This window comes from Mycetohabitans endofungorum (assembly GCF_037477895.1).
Lineage (GTDB): Bacteria > Pseudomonadota > Gammaproteobacteria > Burkholderiales > Burkholderiaceae > Mycetohabitans.
This window is the reverse complement of the sequence record NZ_CP132744.1, coordinates 2,583,560-2,598,342: the sequence shown is the minus strand read 5'-3', so window position 1 is coordinate 2,598,342 and position 14,783 is coordinate 2,583,560. Positions and strand designations below refer to the sequence as shown.

Below are 14,783 nucleotides of genomic sequence, written 5' to 3'. Positions count from 1 at the left end.
AGGAAATGTCATGCAAAAGCAGAAAATCCGTATCCGCCTGAAAGCTTTCGACTACAAGCTGGTCGATCAATCAGCGCGGCAGATTTTCGAGACGGTACAGCGCACCGGCGCGATCCTCGTCGGCCCGATCCCGCTGCCGCGGCGCATCCAGCGCTTTGACATCCTGCGTTCGCCGCACGTAAATAAGACGTCGCGCGATCAGCTGGAAATCCGCACGCACCTGCGTCTGCTGGACATCGTCGATCCGACCGACAAGACCGTGGATGCGCTAATGAAGCTCGACTTGCCGGCGGGCGTTGACGTCGAAATCAAGCTGCAGTAACGCGGCTTGACGGCGCGCCCTGCATGGCGATGGCATGGTGCGCCTAAGTCATTGATTGCTTGCAAAAAACGAAAAGCCTTGCTACAATGCTAGGCTTTTCGCGTATTTGCGTTAAAAAGCCGTGTGACAGGTTGGCATCAGTCTCTTCCTGTTCGCCGGTGTTTCGTAATCAGCCCTGACCAATCGCAGTCGGGAATGGAGAAAACGATGAGCCTTGGACTCGTAGGTCGCAAGGTTGGAATGACCCGTATTTTTACGGCTGACGGTGATTCGATTCCCGTAACCGTGCTAGACGTGTCGGACAACCGCGTGACGCAGATCAAGACCGTTGAAACGGACGGTTATACGGCCGTGCAGGTTACTTTCGGCGAGCGTCGCGCGTCGCGTGTGACCAAGCCGCTGGCTGGTCATCTCGCCAAAGCCGGTGTTCAGGCCGGCGAAATCCTGAAGGAATTCCGCATCGAAACTGACAAGGCGGTCGAGCTGTCGCCGGGCGCGGTGATCGGTGCCGATTTGTTCGAAGTGGGTCAGAAGGTCGACGTGCAGGGCGTGTCCATCGGTAAGGGTTATGCCGGTACGATCAAGCGCTATAACTTCGGTTCGGGCCGCGCGTCGCACGGTAACTCGCGTTCGCACAACGTGCCGGGCTCGATCGGTATGGCGCAGGATCCGGGTCGTGTGTTCCCGGGTAAGCGCATGACCGGCCACCTCGGTGATGTGAAGACCACCACGCAGAATCTCGAGATCGCACGTATCGACGCGGAGCGCAAGCTTATCCTCGTCAAGGGTGCGGTGCCGGGCGCCAAGGGCGGCAAAGTTTTTGTGACGCCGGCCGTTAAGGCTCGCGCGAAGAAGGGGGCGTGACAATGGAATTGAAGCTCCTGAACGACCAAGGTCAGGAAAGCGCGGGTGTGAACGCGTCGGACGTCGTGTTCGGCCGTGACTACAATGAAGCGCTGATTCACCAGATCGTCGTCGCGTACCAGGCGAACGCGCGCAGCGGTAACCGCGCGCAGAAGGATCGCGAACAAGTTAAGCACACGACGAAGAAGCCGTGGCGCCAGAAGGGCACAGGTCGCGCCCGCGCCGGTATGTCGTCGAGCCCACTGTGGCGCGGCGGTGGCCGTATCTTCCCGAACTCGCCGGAAGAAAATTTCGGCCAGAAGGTCAATAAGAAGATGTTCCGCGCTGGCGTCTGTTCGATCCTGTCGCAGCTCGCTCGCGAAGGCCGGCTGTCGGTCGTTGACGACATCAAGCTCGAGGCGCCGAAGACCAAGCTGCTGGCGGCCAAGTTCAAGGCCATGGGGCTCGAGTCGGTGCTCGTGATTACCGATACCGTTGACGAGAACCTGTACCTCGCGTCGCGCAACCTGCCGCATGTGGCGGTTGTCGAGCCGCGTTATGCCGACCCGTTGTCGCTGATCTACTTCAAGAAAGTGCTGGTCACGAAAGCTGCGGTCGCCCAGATCGAGGAGTTGCTGTCATGAGCGAAATGCGCAAGAACGATCATCGTTTGATGCAGGTTCTGCTCGCGCCGGTGATCTCTGAGAAGGCGACGCTGGTGGCTGACAAGAACGAGCAAGTCGTATTCGACATTGCGCCGGACGCCACGAAGCAGGAAGTCAAGGCGGCAGTCGAATTGTTGTTCAAGGTCGAAGTGGATTCGGTCAACGTGCTGAACGTGAAGGGCAAAGCCAAGCGCTTTGGCCGTTTCATGGGCCGCCGCAAGGACGTACGCAAGGCGTACGTGAACCTGAAGCCGGGCCAAGAAATCAATTTTGAAGCGGAGGCCAAGTAATCATGGCACTCGTTAAGCTCAAGCCGACTTCGCCTGGCCGTCGTGCGATGGTGAAGGTGGTCAATAAGGAACTGCATAAGGGCAAGCCGTACGCGGCGCTGCTTGATAAGCAAAGCTCCACGGCTGGCCGCAACAATAATGGTCATATCACGACGCGCCACAAGGGCGGCGGTCACAAGCATCACTATCGCGTGGTTGATTTCCGCCGCAACAAGGACGGTATCCCGGCGAAGGTTGAGCGTCTCGAATACGACCCGAACCGTAGCGCGAACATTGCCCTGCTGTGCTATGCCGACGGCGAGCGCCGTTACATTATCGCACCGAAGGGCGTGATGGTTGGCGCGCAACTGTTGTCGGGCTCGGAAGCGCCGATTCGTGCAGGCAATACGCTGCCGATCCGCAATATTCCGGTGGGTACGACCATTCACTGTGTTGAAATGCTGCCGGGCAAGGGGGCGCAAATCGCGCGCTCGGCCGGTGCGTCGGCGATGCTGCTGGCTCGCGAGGGCACGTATGCTCAGGTCCGCCTGCGCTCGGGTGAAATCCGCCGCGTGCATATCGAATGCCGTGCAACGATCGGTGAAGTCGGCAACGAGGAACACAGCCTGCGCCAGATCGGCAAGGCTGGTGCGAATCGTTGGCGCGGTATCCGTCCGACGGTCCGCGGCGTTGCAATGAACCCGATCGACCACCCGCACGGTGGCGGTGAGGGTCGTACGGCGGCGGGTCGCGATCCGGTGAGCCCGTGGGGTACGCCGACGAAGGGCTTCCGCACGCGTCGCAACAAGCGCACGACGACGATGATCGTCCAGCGCCGTCACAAGCGTTAAGGAGTAGGCAATGGCACGTTCTGTTAAAAAAGGTCCGTTCTGCGACGCCCATTTGCTGAAGAAGGTTGAGGCGGCTGCAGCTTCGCGTGACAAGAAGCCGATCAAGACCTGGTCGCGTCGTTCGACGATCCTGCCGGATTTCATCGGCTTGACGATCGCCGTGCACAACGGCCGTCAGCATGTTCCGGTGTATGTGTCGGAAAACATGGTCGGCCACAAGCTCGGCGAATTCGCGTTGACCCGTACGTTCAAGGGACACGTGGCCGACAAAAAGGCCAGGAAATAAGGGGCAATCAAGATGGAAGTGAAAGCAATTCATCGCGGTGCCCGCATTTCGGCGCAGAAGACGCGCCTTGTGGCTGACCAGATTCGCGGTTTGCCGGTCGACAAGGCGCTGAACATTCTGACGTTCTCGCCGAAGAAGGCAGCGGGTCTCGTCAAGAAGGTGGTGCTGTCGGCGATCGCGAACGCGGAGCACAATGAAGGCGCGGATATCGACGAGCTGAAGATCAAGACGATCTACGTCGACAAGGCGGCCTCGCTGAAGCGTTTCACCGCGCGTGCGAAGGGCCGCGGTAACCGCATTGAGAAGCAATCCTGTCACATCACTGTGACGGTCGGGAATTAAGGGGTCACACGATGGGACAAAAAATTCATCCGACTGGCTTCCGTCTGGCCGTCAGCCGTAACTGGGCGTCGCGTTGGTACGCGAACAATACCCAGTTTGCGGGGATGCTGAAGGAAGACATCGGCGTTCGCGAATACCTGAAGAAGAAGCTGAAGAACGCGTCGGTGAGCCGCGTTGTGATCGAGCGTCCTGCAAAGAACGCGCGTCTGACGATCTTCAGCTCGCGTCCGGGCGTTGTGATCGGCAAGAAGGGTGAGGATATCGAGTTGTTAAAGACCGAACTGCAGCGCCGCATGGGCGTGCCGGTTCACGTCAACATCGAAGAAGTCCGTAAGCCGGAAACCGATGCGCAACTGATCGCCGATTCGATCACACAGCAGCTTGAGCGCCGGATCATGTTCCGTCGCGCAATGAAGCGTGCGATGCAAAATGCGATGCGTCTGGGTGCGCAGGGCATCAAGATCATGAGTGCGGGTCGTCTGAACGGCATCGAAATCGCACGGACCGAATGGTACCGTGAAGGCCGTGTGCCGCTGCATACGCTGCGCGCCGACATCGACTATGCGACGTCGGAAGCGAAGACGACGTACGGCATCATCGGCGTCAAGGTGTGGGTCTACAAAGGCGATACGCTCGGCCGCAACGATCTGCCGGTCGTCGAAGAGCCGACGGAAGACAAGCGTGGGCGCCGCAATGCCCGCCCGGGCGATCGTCGCCCGCGCCGTGATGGCGAAGGCGGCGCACCGGGCGCACGTCGGGGCGGTCCGCGCCGTAGTGGTGCCGGTGCTGGCGGCGACGCGAAGAGTGGAGAATAACCATGCTGCAACCGAAACGCAGAAAGTACCGCAAAGAGCAAAAGGGTCGTAATACGGGCGTCGCAACGCGTGGCAATGCGGTGTCGTTCGGTGAGTTTGGCCTGAAAGCGGTCGGGCGCGGCCGTTTGACCGCGCGCCAGATCGAAGCCGCGCGTCGAGCGATGACCCGTCACATCAAACGTGGCGGCCGCATCTGGATTCGCATCTTCCCGGACAAGCCGATTTCGCAAAAGCCGGCTGAAGTGCGGATGGGTAACGGTAAAGGTAACCCTGAGTACTACGTCGCCGAGATCCAGCCCGGCAAGATGCTGTACGAAATGGATGGCGTTAACGAAGAGCTGGCGCGTGAGGCGTTCCGTCTGGCAGCGGCGAAGTTGCCGCTGAAGACGATGTTCGTCGCCCGCCAGATCGGCGCCTAAGGAGTCAAGCGATGAAAGCTTCCGAACTTCGCGACAAGGATCAGGCCGCGCTCAACAAGGAGCTGTCGGACCTGCTGAAGGCCCAATTCGGTCTGCGCATGCAGCTCGCGACCCAACAGCTGCAGAACACCAGCCAGCTGAAGAAGGTCCGCCGCGACATCGCGCGTGTGCGTACCGTGTTGACTGAAAAGGCGAACCAGAAATGAACGATAGCGTTAAAACCTCGCTTAAGCGGACGCTGGTCGGCAAGGTCGTCAGCAATAAGATGAACAAGACCGTGACCGTGCTCGTCGAGCATCGCGTCAAACACCCGATCTACGGCAAGTACGTTGTGCGCTCGAAGAAGTACCACGCGCACGACGAGGCGAACACGTACAACGAGGGCGACCTCGTGGAGATCCAGGAAAATCGTCCGATTTCGAAGACGAAGGCCTGGACCGTGTCCCGCCTGGTTGAAGCGGCGCGCATCATCTGAACGAAGGCGGCGTGAGCCGCCGCAGTATCGCAATAAGTTGTTGCAAGTCCGGGATTATTTGATATAATCTCGGACTTCCCTCATATAAGGGATGCCCCGTCGCGGGTAAGTGGTGGGGCTAAGTTGGCCAGTGCGCGTGTGGGTGGCTGTCATCCGCGCCGCAGGATTCACCGATTGCGATGGCGGGTTTCGTCTGCCGTCGCTGCTGTTCTAACCCAAGCAGCCGATCGGCTGACGGGACCAAGACTGACCGGCCGCGCCATGGTGGCGTGCCGGATTAAGTTGGGAAAGATAAACCATGATCCAGACCGAAACTCGGCTTGAAGTAGCCGATAACACGGGTGCACGCGAAGTGTTGTGCATCAAGGTGCTCGGCGGCTCGAAGCGTCGTTACGCGAGCATTGGCGACATCATCAAGGTGAGCGTCAAGGAAGCCACGCCGCGTGGGCGCGTCAAGAAGGGCGAAATCTACAACGCCGTGGTGGTTCGCACCGCCAAGGGCGTGCGTCGTCAGGACGGCTCGCTGATCAAGTTCGACGGCAATGCCGCCGTGCTGCTGAACAACAAGCTTGAGCCGATCGGTACGCGCATTTTCGGGCCGGTCACGCGTGAATTGCGTAGCGAACGTTTCATGAAGATCGTTTCGCTCGCGCCGGAAGTGCTGTAAGGGAGTCGCGATGAACAAGATTCGCAAGGGTGACGAAATCATCGTCATCGCAGGCAAGGACAAGGGCAAGCGCGGCACCGTGCTGGCAGTTGCGGGCGATCGTGTGACGGTTGAAGGTATCAATCTCGTGAAGAAGCACGTGAAGCCGAACCCGATGAAGGGCACGACCGGCGGTGTGGAAAGCAAGTCGATGCCGTTGCACATCTCCAACGTTGCGTTGGTCGATGCGAACGGCCGTGCGTCGCGGGTGGGCATCAAGGTCGAGGAGGGCAAGAAGGTGCGCTTCCTAAAGACCACCGGTGCTGTGCTGAGCGCCTGAGTCGGGAGTCGAAAATGGCACGTTTGCAGCAGGTTTACAAAGAGAAGATTGTTCCCGAACTGACGCAAAAGTTCGGCTACAAGTCCGTCATGGAAGTGCCGCGCATCACCAAGATCACGCTGAACATGGGTCTGGGTGACGCGGTCGCTGACAAGAAGATCATTGACAACGCGGTGGGTGATCTGACGAAGATCGCCGGTCAGAAGCCGGTCGTGACGAAGGCGCGTAAGGCAATCGCGGGCTTCAAGATTCGCCAGGGCTATCCGATTGGCGCGATGGTCACACTGCGTGGTCGCGCGATGTATGAGTTCCTGGATCGCTTCGTGACAATCGCGTTGCCGCGAGTGCGCGATTTCCGCGGCATCTCGGGCCGGGCATTCGATGGCCGCGGCAACTACAACATCGGGGTAAAGGAGCAGATCATTTTCCCCGAAATCGATTACGACAAGATCGACGCGCTGCGTGGGCTGAATATCAGCATCACGACGACTGCGAAGACCGACGAAGAAGCGAAGGCACTGCTCGCCAGCTTCAAGTTCCCGTTCAGAAACTGAGGTTACCGTGGCTAAACTGGCACTGATCGAACGTGAAAAGAAGCGTGCTCGTCTCGCAGCGAAGTATGCGCCAAAGCGCGCGGCGCTGAAGGCGATCATTGACGATACGAGCAAGTCCGACGAAGAGCGCTACGAAGCGCGCCTGAAGCTGCAGCAACTGCCGCGCAACGCGAACCCGACCCGCAAGCGCAATCGCTGCGCGATCACCGGGCGTCCGCGTGGCACGTTCCGCAAATTTGGCTTGGCGCGCGGCAAGATTCGCGAAATCGCATTCCGCGGCGAGATTCCCGGCCTGACGAAGGCGAGCTGGTAAGGAGCAACATAAATGAGCATGAGTGATCCTATCGCCGATATGCTGACTCGCATCCGCAACGCGCAGATGGTCGAGAAGGCTGCGGTGACGATGCCCTCGTCGAAAGTGAAGGTCGCAATCGCGCAGGTTCTGAAGGACGAAGGCTACATCGACGACTTCGTCGTGAAGGCCCATGGCCCGAAGGCGGAACTGAACATTGCGTTGAAGTACCACGCCGGCCGGCCGGTCATCGAGCGTCTGGAACGCGTGTCCAAGCCTGGCCTTCGCGTGTATCGTGGTCGCAACGAGATCCCGCAGGTCATGAATGGCCTGGGCGTCGCTATCGTGTCCACGCCGAAGGGAGTGATGACCGATCGCAAAGCGCGCGCCACGGGTGTGGGCGGCGAAGTCATTTGCTACGTCGCGTAAAGCCCGACAGGAGAGTGAAACATGTCTCGAGTAGGTAAGAGCCCGATTCCTCTGCCCAACGGTGCTGAGGTGACGCTGGGCGAGTCGCAGATTACGCTAAAAGGGCCGTTGGGCACGATTTCTCAGGCACTGAACCCGCTTGTGAAGGTGATCAACGACAACGGCGAACTGAAGTTCCAACCGGTCGACGAGTCGCGCGAGGCAACCGCGCTGTCCGGCACGATGCGCGCACTCGTCGCGAACATGGTGAACGGCGTGACGAAGGGCTTCGAGCGCAAACTCACGCTGGTCGGCGTTGGTTACCGTGCGCAGGCGCAAGGCGACAAGTTGAATCTGTCGTTGGGCTTCTCGCATCCGGTCGTGCATCAAATGCCGGAAGGTGTGAAGGCGGAAACGCCGTCGCAAACGGAAATCGTCATCAAGGGGATCGACAAACAAAAAGTCGGCCAGGTAGCCGCGGAAGTGCGTGGCTACCGTCCGCCTGAGCCCTACAAGGGCAAGGGTGTGCGCTACGCCGACGAAGTCGTGATCCTCAAGGAAACGAAGAAGAAGTAAAGGTGCGCAATCATGGATAAGACTCAATCTCGCCTGCGCCGTGCTCGTCAAACGCGTATCAAGATCGCTGAGCTGCAGGTTGCGCGTCTGGCCGTGCACCGCACCAACCAGCACATCTACGCGCAGGTGTTCTCGCCGTGCGGTACGAAGGTGGTGGCGAGCGCATCGACCGTCGAGGTCGAAGTGCGCCAGCAACTGGCCGACAAGTCGGGCAAGGGCGGTAATGTTGCCGCGGCCCAGCTGATCGGCAAGCGTATCGCCGAGAAGGCCAAGGCTGCCGGTATTGAATCCGTCGCCTTCGACCGCTCGGGCTTCCGCTATCACGGTCGCGTCAAGGCGCTTGCCGATGCGGCGCGTGAAGCCGGGCTCAAGTTCTAAGGATAGGGATTCGTCATGGCAAAGATGCAAGCGAAGGTTCAGGCCGACGAACGCGACGACGGCCTGCGCGAAAAAATGATCTCGGTCAATCGTGTGACCAAGGTCGTGAAGGGTGGCCGGATTCTCGGTTTCGCCGCGCTGACGGTGGTCGGCGACGGTGATGGTCGGGTCGGCATGGGCAAAGGCAAGGCCAAGGAAGTGCCGGTTGCCGTCCAGAAGGCGATGGAACAGGCCCGCCGTAATATGTTCAAGGTACCGCTGAAGAACGGCACGCTGCAGCATGAGGCGCACGGCAAGCACGGCGCGTCGCAAGTGTTGCTCGCACCGGCTAAGCAGGGTACCGGCGTGATTGCCGGCGGCCCGATGCGCGCGGTGTTCGAGGTGATGGGCGTGACGAACGTCGTGGCGAAAAGCCACGGCTCGACGAACCCGTACAACCTCGTTCGTGCGACGCTCGACGGTCTGCGTCGCCAGTCCACGCCGGCCGATATCGCGGCCAAGCGCGGCAAGAGCGTCGAAGAAATTTTGGGTTAAGGCGGGGTGGTCACCATGTCTGGAAAAACTGTCAAGGTCCAGCTCGTCAAGAGCCTGATCGGTACCCGCGATACGCATCGCGCGACGGTGCGCGGCCTCGGCCTGCGTCGCCTGAACTCGGTTAGCGAATTGCAGGACACGCCGGCGGTGCGCGGCATGATCAACAAGGTCTCGTACCTCGTTAAGGTCATCGGCTAAGCGCGACACGAGCTTAAGGAGTGAATATGGAACTGAACAACCTGAAGCCGGCTGCAGGCTCTAAGCACGCAAAGCGTCGCGTCGGCCGTGGCATCGGCTCCGGCCTGGGCAAGACGGCGGGCCGTGGTCACAAAGGCCAGAAGTCGCGTTCGGGCGGCTTCCATAAGGTGGGCTTCGAAGGCGGCCAAATGCCGTTGCAACGCCGCTTGCCCAAGCGCGGGTTCACGTCACTGACGAAGGAGTTTGTTGGTGAAGTGCGCCTGGGCGACCTGGAAAAGCTGCCGGTCGACGAAATCGATCTGCTGGCGTTGAAGCAAGCGGGCCTCGTAGGCGAACTGATCAAGAGTGCGAAGATCATCGCGACCGGCGAGATCAAGCGCAAGGTCACGATCAAGGGGCTGGGCGCCACGAAGGGCGCGCGTGCTGCAATCGAAGCTGCGGGCGGTTCGTTGGGTGAGTAAGTTGTTGCAGACGCGGTCACTCGGATTTGCTACGGAGAAGGTTCTTGGCTAACAGCCCGACTTTCGCAAAGACTGGACGTGGTGGGCCGAAGTACGGTGATCTGCGTCGGCGGCTGGTTTTCCTGCTGCTGGCGTTGATCGTCTATCGAATCGGCGCGCATATCCCGGTGCCGGGAATCGATCCTGATCAACTGGCCAAGCTGTTCCAAAGCCAGTCTGGCGGCATCCTGGCCATGTTCAACATGTTCTCGGGTGGCGCGCTGTCGCGGTTCACGATATTTGCGTTGGGGATCATGCCGTATATCTCGGCATCGATCATCATGCAGCTGCTCGTGATCGTGTCCCCGCAGTTGGAAGCGCTGAAAAAGGAAGGACAGGCGGGCCAGCGCAAGATCACCCAGTACACGCGCTACTTCACGGTGGCGCTGGCGACGTTTCAGGCGTTCAGTATTGCGGTTGCGCTTGAGAATCAGCCGTACTTGGTGATCGATCCGGGCATGATGTTCCGGCTCACGACGGTGGTGACGCTGGTGACCGGCACGATGTTCCTGATGTGGCTCGGCGAGCAGATCACCGAGCGCGGCTTGGGCAACGGGATTTCGATCATTATCTTTGGCGGTATCGCGGCGGGTTTCCCGAACGCAATCGGTGGATTGTTCGAACTGGTGCGCACTGGATCGATGAGCATCATCTCGGCGATCATCATCGTCGTGCTGATTGCCGCGGTCACGTATCTGGTCGTGTTTATTGAACGGGGACAGCGCAAGATCCTTGTGAACTATGCGAAGCGCCAAGTCGGTAACAAGATCTATGGTGGTCAGTCGTCGCACCTGCCATTGAAGCTGAACATGTCGGGTGTGATTCCGCCGATTTTCGCGTCGTCGATTATCCTGCTGCCGGCGACGATCGCGAACTGGGTCAGCTCCGGCGCGAACATGCGTTGGCTGCATGATCTGGCGTCGACGTTGGCACCGGGGCAACCGGTGTACGTGATGTTGTACGCGTTGGCTATTGTTTTCTTCTGCTTCTTCTACACCGCGTTGGTGTTCAATAGCAAGGAAACGGCCGACAACTTGAAGAAAAGTGGTGCCTTTGTTCCGGGGATTCGCCCGGGCGAGCAGACCGCGCGTTACATCGACAAGATTCTCACCCGTCTGACGCTGGCCGGGGCGATCTATATCGTATTCGTGTGCCTCTTGCCCGAATTCCTGGTGCTGCGCTGGAACGTGCCGTTCTACTTCGGCGGCACTTCGCTGCTGATCATCGTTGTCGTGACGATGGACTTTATGGCGCAGGTGCAGTCGTACGTTATGTCGCAACAGTATGAATCGCTGCTCAAGAAAGCCAATTTCAAGGGCGGCAATCTCCCGATGCGTTGAGCACAAGGAATATGGCCAAAGACGATGTCATTCAGATGCAGGGCGAGGTCATTGAAAACCTCCCTAATGCAACATTCCGGGTCAAACTGGAAAACGGCCATGTCGTGTTGGGACATATCTCCGGAAAGATGCGGATGCACTATATCCGGATCCTCCCGGGCGACAAGGTGACGGTGGAATTGACGCCTTACGATCTGTCTCGTGCGCGGATCGTATTCCGGGCGAAGTGATTGAGAAAAAGGGTAATATCATGAAAGTGATGGCATCGGTTAAGTGCATTTGCCGCAATTGCAAAATTATCAAGCGCAAGGGCGTCGTGCGCGTCATTTGCAGCTCGGATCCGCGTCACAAGCAGCGCCAGGGCTAAGGCCACGCTTGCGCTTTTTGTTTGAGGAAAAACAATGGCTCGTATCGCAGGGGTTAACATCCCAGTTCACAAGCACACCGTGATCGGCCTTCAGGCGATTCTCGGTATTGGTGCCTCGCGCGCACGGTTGATCTGTGCGTCAGCTGGCGTGGACACTTCGAAGAAGGTCAAGGAACTGACCGACGCGGATCTCGAAAAGCTGCGCGATGAAGTCGCGAAGTTCGTCGTCGAGGGCGATTTGCGCCGTGAAGTGACGATGAACATCAAGCGCAAGATGGACATCGGTTGCTACGAAGGTGTCCGCCATCGCAAGGGTCTGCCCATGCGCGGTCAGCGCACGCGCACGAACGCCCGTACCCGTAAGGGTCCGCGTCGTGCAGCCCAAGCGCTGAAGAAGTAAGCGGAACTGACAGTTACAGGAAAACGTAATGGCTAAGGCTTCGAACAGCAGCGCGGCGCAACGCGTTCGCAAGAAGGTCAAGAAGAACGTCGCCGAGGGCGTAGTACACGTCCATGCGTCGTTCAATAACACGATCATCACGATCACGGACCGTCAGGGCAACGCACTGGCGTGGGCGACGTCGGGTGGTCAAGGGTTTAAGGGTTCGCGCAAGTCGACTCCGTTCGCTGCACAGGTTGCCGCCGAGTCGGCCGGCCGCGTCGCGTTGGAGTATGGCGTGAAGAATCTCGAGGTTCGGATCAAGGGTCCGGGCCCGGGGCGCGAATCGGCGGTTCGCGCGCTGCACGGCCTTGGCATCAAAATCACGGCGATTTCCGATGTGACGCCGGTGCCGCACAACGGATGCCGTCCGCCGAAGCGCCGCCGCATCTGATGCAAGCAAGCGTATTGGAGCCTGTTGCCGTGCACGGCAGCAGGCTTGCTGCATTGAATTTATCAACTAAGTCCACCGTTCGGCCCAAAGGGCGCGAACTAGCGCAGATCGGCCAGATCCGCGTAAATCAACGTTAAGGAATTGCAAAGTGGCACGCTATACCGGTCCGAAAGCAAAACTGTCCCGCCGCGAAGGCACCGATCTGTTCTTGAAGAGCGCGCGTCGCTCGCTCGCCGATAAGTGCAAGCTCGATAGCAAGCCGGGTCAGCATGGTCGTACGTCGGGTGCACGCACGTCCGACTATGGTCTGCAACTGCGCGAAAAGCAAAAGGTGAAGCGGATCTACGGCGTGCTCGAGCGCCAGTTCCGTCGTTACTTCGCCGAAGCCGATCGCCGCAAGGGCAACACCGGCGAAACGCTGCTGCAACTGCTCGAGTCGCGTCTGGACACGGTCGTGTATCGCATGGGCTTCGGCTCGACGCGTGCTGAAGCGCGTCAGCTGGTCAGCCACAAGGCGATCACCGTGAACGGCCAAGTGGCGAACATCCCGTCATTGCAGGTGAAAGCTGGCGACGTGGTGGCCGTGCGTGAGCAAGCGAAGAAGCAGACGCGGATTCAAGAGGCGTTGTCGCTGGCCGAGCAAAACAACTTCCCGGGCTGGGTGTCGGTCGATGCGAAGAAGTTTGAAGGCACCTTCAAGCACGTGCCGGAGCGTAGCGATATTGCCGGCGACATTAATGAAAGCCTGATTGTCGAGTTGTACTCGCGCTAATCGTATCGACGGCCGAGCTGCTTGTCCGCGCGGGTGCGCCCGTGTGCGCCGGTGGCCCGGCTGTTCGTTTTTCAGGTTGTCACCGGTCAGCCTTATCGGTGTAACGAGCCGAGGGTATTGAAAAGGAAAACCTATGCAAACCAGTTTGTTGAAGCCCAAGATCATCGCAGTGGATTCGCTTGGCGACAACCACGCGAAAGTGGTCATGGAGCCGTTTGAACGCGGTTATGGCCACACCTTGGGTAATGCGCTCCGGCGTGTTTTGCTATCGTCAATGATCGGCTATGCACCGACCGAAGTGACGATCGCCGGCGTCGTTCACGAGTATTCGACGCTCGACGGTGTGCAAGAGGACATGGTCAACCTGCTGTTGAACCTCAAGGGCGTGGTGTTCAAGCTGCACAACCGCGATGAAGTGACCGTCACGCTGCGCAAGGAAGGCGAGGGTGTCGTGACCGCCGGTGACATCGAAGTGCCGCATGATTGCGAGGTCATCAATCCGGAGCACGTTATCGCCCATCTATCCAAGGGCGGCAAGCTCGACGTGCAGATCAAGGTCGAGAAGGGTCGTGGCTATGTGCCGGGCAACGTGCGCCGCTATGGCGACGAAAGCACCAAGGTCATCGGTCGCATCGTGCTCGATGCGTCGTTCTCGCCGGTTCGCCGAGTCAGCTACGCGGTCGAGAGTGCCCGGGTCGAGCAGCGTACCGACCTGGACAAGCTCGTGATGAACATTGAGACCAATGGTGTGATTTCGCCAGAGGAAGCGATTCGTCAATCGGCTCGCATCCTAGTCGACCAGTTGTCAGTGTTCGCGGCGCTGGAAGGCACCGAAACGACGGCTGAAACGCCGTCGCGCGCACCGCAGATCGATCCGATTCTGTTGCGTCCGGTTGACGATCTCGAGCTGACAGTGCGCTCCGCGAACTGTCTGAAAGCCGAGAACATCTACTACATTGGTGATCTGATCCAGCGTACCGAAAACGAGTTGCTGAAGACGCCGAACTTGGGCCGCAAGTCGTTGAACGAGATCAAGGAAGTGCTCGCTTCGCGTGGTTTGACGCTCGGCATGAAGCTGGAGAATTGGCCGCCGGCTGGCCTCGATAAGTAATCGGCGGGCGTTGCTGCCCGTTGTAATGAACTGGCAACGACGCGGATATTCTTTTAGAATCCGCGTCTTGTCTTATCCCGTACCGGCCCGTGCGCGCTCCTCGTATCTCATATCGAGTCGCGCAATAGAAGAGCTGGATCAAAACTTTGAATCAAGGAAACTGAAATGCGTCACCGTCACGGTTTGCGGAAACTGAACCGCACGAGCAGCCACCGCTTGGCGATGCTCCGTAATATGTCGAATTCGTTGATCGAGCATGAAGTCATTAAGACGACGCTGCCCAAAGCAAAAGAGCTTCGCAAGGTCGTCGAGCCGCTGATCACGCTGGGCAAGAAACCATCCGTCGCGAACCGCCGTCTTGCCTTTGCGCGATTGCGTGATGACAAGTCGGTATCGAAGTTGTTCGAAGTGCTCGGTCCGCGCTACGCTACGCGCCCGGGTGGCTATCTGCGGATCCTGAAGTTCGGCTTCCGCGTCGGCGACAACGCACCGATGGCGCTGGTTGAGTTGGTTGACCGTCCAGTCGTCGAGGAAGCAGCGGAAGCGGCAGAAGCCGAATAAACGCTGCGTCCGCAAATCAAAAAGGCCAAGCTTAGCTTGGCCTTTTTGTTACATGGCGCACTTGGAGGCGAGTTTGGCGCACGAGC

Annotated in this window: 29 protein-coding genes; all 29 read left to right on the top strand. The window is 59.1% G+C overall.

The genetic code is table 11. From position 1 onward, the window contains the following. Nucleotides 1-10 precede the first annotated feature (10 nt). The 29 genes from rpsJ to rplQ all read left to right on the top strand — a co-directional run bounded on the left by rpsJ (nucleotide 11) and on the right by rplQ (nucleotide 14,697). The gene (gene rpsJ / locus RA167_RS11475) at nucleotides 11-322 is read left to right on the top strand and encodes a 30S ribosomal protein S10 (protein WP_013434780.1); all 312 of its coding nucleotides are present in this window, start codon (nucleotides 11-13) and stop codon (nucleotides 320-322) included. A gap of 207 nt (nucleotides 323-529) precedes the next feature. Next, nucleotides 530-1,186: a 50S ribosomal protein L3 gene (gene rplC / locus RA167_RS11470; protein ID WP_076787490.1), complete on the top strand. Its 657-nt coding sequence runs from the start codon at nucleotides 530-532 to the stop codon at nucleotides 1,184-1,186. Nucleotides 1,187-1,188: 2 nt separating this feature from the next. Continuing rightward, entirely contained in the window at nucleotides 1,189-1,809 is a 621-nt protein-coding gene (rplD, locus tag RA167_RS11465; protein WP_076785644.1) for a 50S ribosomal protein L4, read from the top strand. Beyond that, nucleotides 1,806-2,120, top strand: a complete 315-nt coding sequence (gene rplW / locus RA167_RS11460; RefSeq protein ID WP_076785643.1) for a 50S ribosomal protein L23 — start codon at nucleotides 1,806-1,808, stop codon at nucleotides 2,118-2,120. The genes rplD and rplW overlap by 4 nt, the downstream gene beginning before the upstream one ends. Nucleotides 2,121-2,122: 2 nt before the next feature. Next, nucleotides 2,123-2,950 (top strand): 50S ribosomal protein L2, encoded by an 828-nt coding sequence (gene rplB / locus RA167_RS11455; RefSeq protein WP_076785642.1) that lies wholly within the window; start codon nucleotides 2,123-2,125, stop codon nucleotides 2,948-2,950. A 10-nt stretch (nucleotides 2,951-2,960) separates the two neighbouring features. Beyond that, the gene (gene rpsS / locus RA167_RS11450) at nucleotides 2,961-3,236 is read left to right on the top strand and encodes a 30S ribosomal protein S19 (RefSeq protein WP_076785641.1); all 276 of its coding nucleotides are present in this window, start codon (nucleotides 2,961-2,963) and stop codon (nucleotides 3,234-3,236) included. A gap of 12 nt (nucleotides 3,237-3,248) precedes the next feature. Next, nucleotides 3,249-3,578, top strand: a complete 330-nt coding sequence (gene rplV, locus RA167_RS11445) for a 50S ribosomal protein L22 (RefSeq protein ID WP_076785640.1) — start codon at nucleotides 3,249-3,251, stop codon at nucleotides 3,576-3,578. Between the two features lie 11 nt (nucleotides 3,579-3,589). Continuing rightward, entirely contained in the window at nucleotides 3,590-4,393 is an 804-nt protein-coding gene (gene rpsC, locus RA167_RS11440; protein ID WP_076785639.1) for a 30S ribosomal protein S3, read from the top strand. A gap of 2 nt (nucleotides 4,394-4,395) precedes the next feature. Continuing rightward, nucleotides 4,396-4,812, top strand: coding sequence for a 50S ribosomal protein L16 (rplP, locus tag RA167_RS11435; RefSeq protein ID WP_076785638.1), 417 nt, complete (start codon nucleotides 4,396-4,398; stop codon nucleotides 4,810-4,812). An 11-nt stretch (nucleotides 4,813-4,823) separates the two neighbouring features. After that, nucleotides 4,824-5,018, top strand: a complete 195-nt coding sequence (rpmC, locus tag RA167_RS11430; protein ID WP_013434789.1) for a 50S ribosomal protein L29 — start codon at nucleotides 4,824-4,826, stop codon at nucleotides 5,016-5,018. Continuing rightward, entirely contained in the window at nucleotides 5,015-5,287 is a 273-nt protein-coding gene (gene rpsQ, locus RA167_RS11425; protein WP_076785637.1) for a 30S ribosomal protein S17, read from the top strand. Before rpmC ends, rpsQ begins: the two co-directional genes overlap by 4 nt. Before the next feature lie 298 nt (nucleotides 5,288-5,585). Continuing rightward, entirely contained in the window at nucleotides 5,586-5,954 is a 369-nt protein-coding gene (gene rplN, locus RA167_RS11420) for a 50S ribosomal protein L14 (RefSeq protein ID WP_013434792.1), read from the top strand. Nucleotides 5,955-5,964: 10 nt separating this feature from the next. Then, the gene (gene rplX / locus RA167_RS11415; RefSeq protein ID WP_013434793.1) at nucleotides 5,965-6,273 is read left to right on the top strand and encodes a 50S ribosomal protein L24; all 309 of its coding nucleotides are present in this window, start codon (nucleotides 5,965-5,967) and stop codon (nucleotides 6,271-6,273) included. A 14-nt stretch (nucleotides 6,274-6,287) separates the two neighbouring features. Next, entirely contained in the window at nucleotides 6,288-6,827 is a 540-nt protein-coding gene (gene rplE / locus RA167_RS11410; protein WP_076785636.1) for a 50S ribosomal protein L5, read from the top strand. A 7-nt stretch (nucleotides 6,828-6,834) separates the two neighbouring features. Continuing rightward, complete coding sequence (gene rpsN, locus RA167_RS11405; RefSeq protein WP_013434795.1) at nucleotides 6,835-7,140, top strand: 30S ribosomal protein S14; 306 nt, start codon at nucleotides 6,835-6,837, stop codon at nucleotides 7,138-7,140. 12 nt (nucleotides 7,141-7,152) lie between these two features. Next, entirely contained in the window at nucleotides 7,153-7,548 is a 396-nt protein-coding gene (gene rpsH, locus RA167_RS11400) for a 30S ribosomal protein S8 (RefSeq protein ID WP_076785635.1), read from the top strand. A gap of 21 nt (nucleotides 7,549-7,569) precedes the next feature. Next, nucleotides 7,570-8,103: a 50S ribosomal protein L6 gene (gene rplF / locus RA167_RS11395; RefSeq protein WP_076785634.1), complete on the top strand. Its 534-nt coding sequence runs from the start codon at nucleotides 7,570-7,572 to the stop codon at nucleotides 8,101-8,103. A 12-nt stretch (nucleotides 8,104-8,115) separates the two neighbouring features. After that, nucleotides 8,116-8,481 carry a 50S ribosomal protein L18 gene (rplR, locus tag RA167_RS11390; protein ID WP_013434799.1) on the top strand — a complete coding sequence of 122 codons (366 nt, stop codon included), beginning with the start codon at nucleotides 8,116-8,118 and terminating at the stop codon, nucleotides 8,479-8,481. Between the two features lie 15 nt (nucleotides 8,482-8,496). Then, complete coding sequence (gene rpsE, locus RA167_RS11385; protein WP_076785633.1) at nucleotides 8,497-9,015, top strand: 30S ribosomal protein S5; 519 nt, start codon at nucleotides 8,497-8,499, stop codon at nucleotides 9,013-9,015. A gap of 15 nt (nucleotides 9,016-9,030) precedes the next feature. Next, nucleotides 9,031-9,213, top strand: a complete 183-nt coding sequence (gene rpmD / locus RA167_RS11380) for a 50S ribosomal protein L30 (protein WP_041753260.1) — start codon at nucleotides 9,031-9,033, stop codon at nucleotides 9,211-9,213. Nucleotides 9,214-9,239: 26 nt separating this feature from the next. Beyond that, nucleotides 9,240-9,674 (top strand): 50S ribosomal protein L15, encoded by a 435-nt coding sequence (gene rplO, locus RA167_RS11375; protein ID WP_076785632.1) that lies wholly within the window; start codon nucleotides 9,240-9,242, stop codon nucleotides 9,672-9,674. A 44-nt stretch (nucleotides 9,675-9,718) separates the two neighbouring features. Beyond that, nucleotides 9,719-11,053 (top strand): preprotein translocase subunit SecY, encoded by a 1,335-nt coding sequence (secY, locus tag RA167_RS11370; RefSeq protein ID WP_076785631.1) that lies wholly within the window; start codon nucleotides 9,719-9,721, stop codon nucleotides 11,051-11,053. Between the two features lie 11 nt (nucleotides 11,054-11,064). Beyond that, on the top strand, nucleotides 11,065-11,283 hold the full coding sequence (gene infA, locus RA167_RS11365; RefSeq protein WP_004521905.1) for a translation initiation factor IF-1: 219 nt from the start codon (nucleotides 11,065-11,067) through the stop codon (nucleotides 11,281-11,283). 20 nt (nucleotides 11,284-11,303) lie between these two features. Further along, nucleotides 11,304-11,420 carry a 50S ribosomal protein L36 gene (gene rpmJ, locus RA167_RS11360; RefSeq protein WP_041754149.1) on the top strand — a complete coding sequence of 39 codons (117 nt, stop codon included), beginning with the start codon at nucleotides 11,304-11,306 and terminating at the stop codon, nucleotides 11,418-11,420. 34 nt (nucleotides 11,421-11,454) lie between these two features. Next, nucleotides 11,455-11,820 (top strand): 30S ribosomal protein S13, encoded by a 366-nt coding sequence (gene rpsM, locus RA167_RS11355; protein ID WP_076785630.1) that lies wholly within the window; start codon nucleotides 11,455-11,457, stop codon nucleotides 11,818-11,820. Between the two features lie 28 nt (nucleotides 11,821-11,848). Continuing rightward, nucleotides 11,849-12,253, top strand: a complete 405-nt coding sequence (gene rpsK / locus RA167_RS11350; RefSeq protein ID WP_076785629.1) for a 30S ribosomal protein S11 — start codon at nucleotides 11,849-11,851, stop codon at nucleotides 12,251-12,253. 148 nt (nucleotides 12,254-12,401) lie between these two features. Then, nucleotides 12,402-13,025 (top strand): 30S ribosomal protein S4, encoded by a 624-nt coding sequence (gene rpsD / locus RA167_RS11345; RefSeq protein WP_013434810.1) that lies wholly within the window; start codon nucleotides 12,402-12,404, stop codon nucleotides 13,023-13,025. Between the two features lie 133 nt (nucleotides 13,026-13,158). Beyond that, nucleotides 13,159-14,136, top strand: a complete 978-nt coding sequence (locus RA167_RS11340) for a DNA-directed RNA polymerase subunit alpha (RefSeq protein ID WP_076785628.1) — start codon at nucleotides 13,159-13,161, stop codon at nucleotides 14,134-14,136. A 165-nt stretch (nucleotides 14,137-14,301) separates the two neighbouring features. Then, nucleotides 14,302-14,697 carry a 50S ribosomal protein L17 gene (rplQ, locus tag RA167_RS11335; protein ID WP_076785627.1) on the top strand — a complete coding sequence of 132 codons (396 nt, stop codon included), beginning with the start codon at nucleotides 14,302-14,304 and terminating at the stop codon, nucleotides 14,695-14,697. Nucleotides 14,698-14,783: the final 86 nt, after the last annotated feature.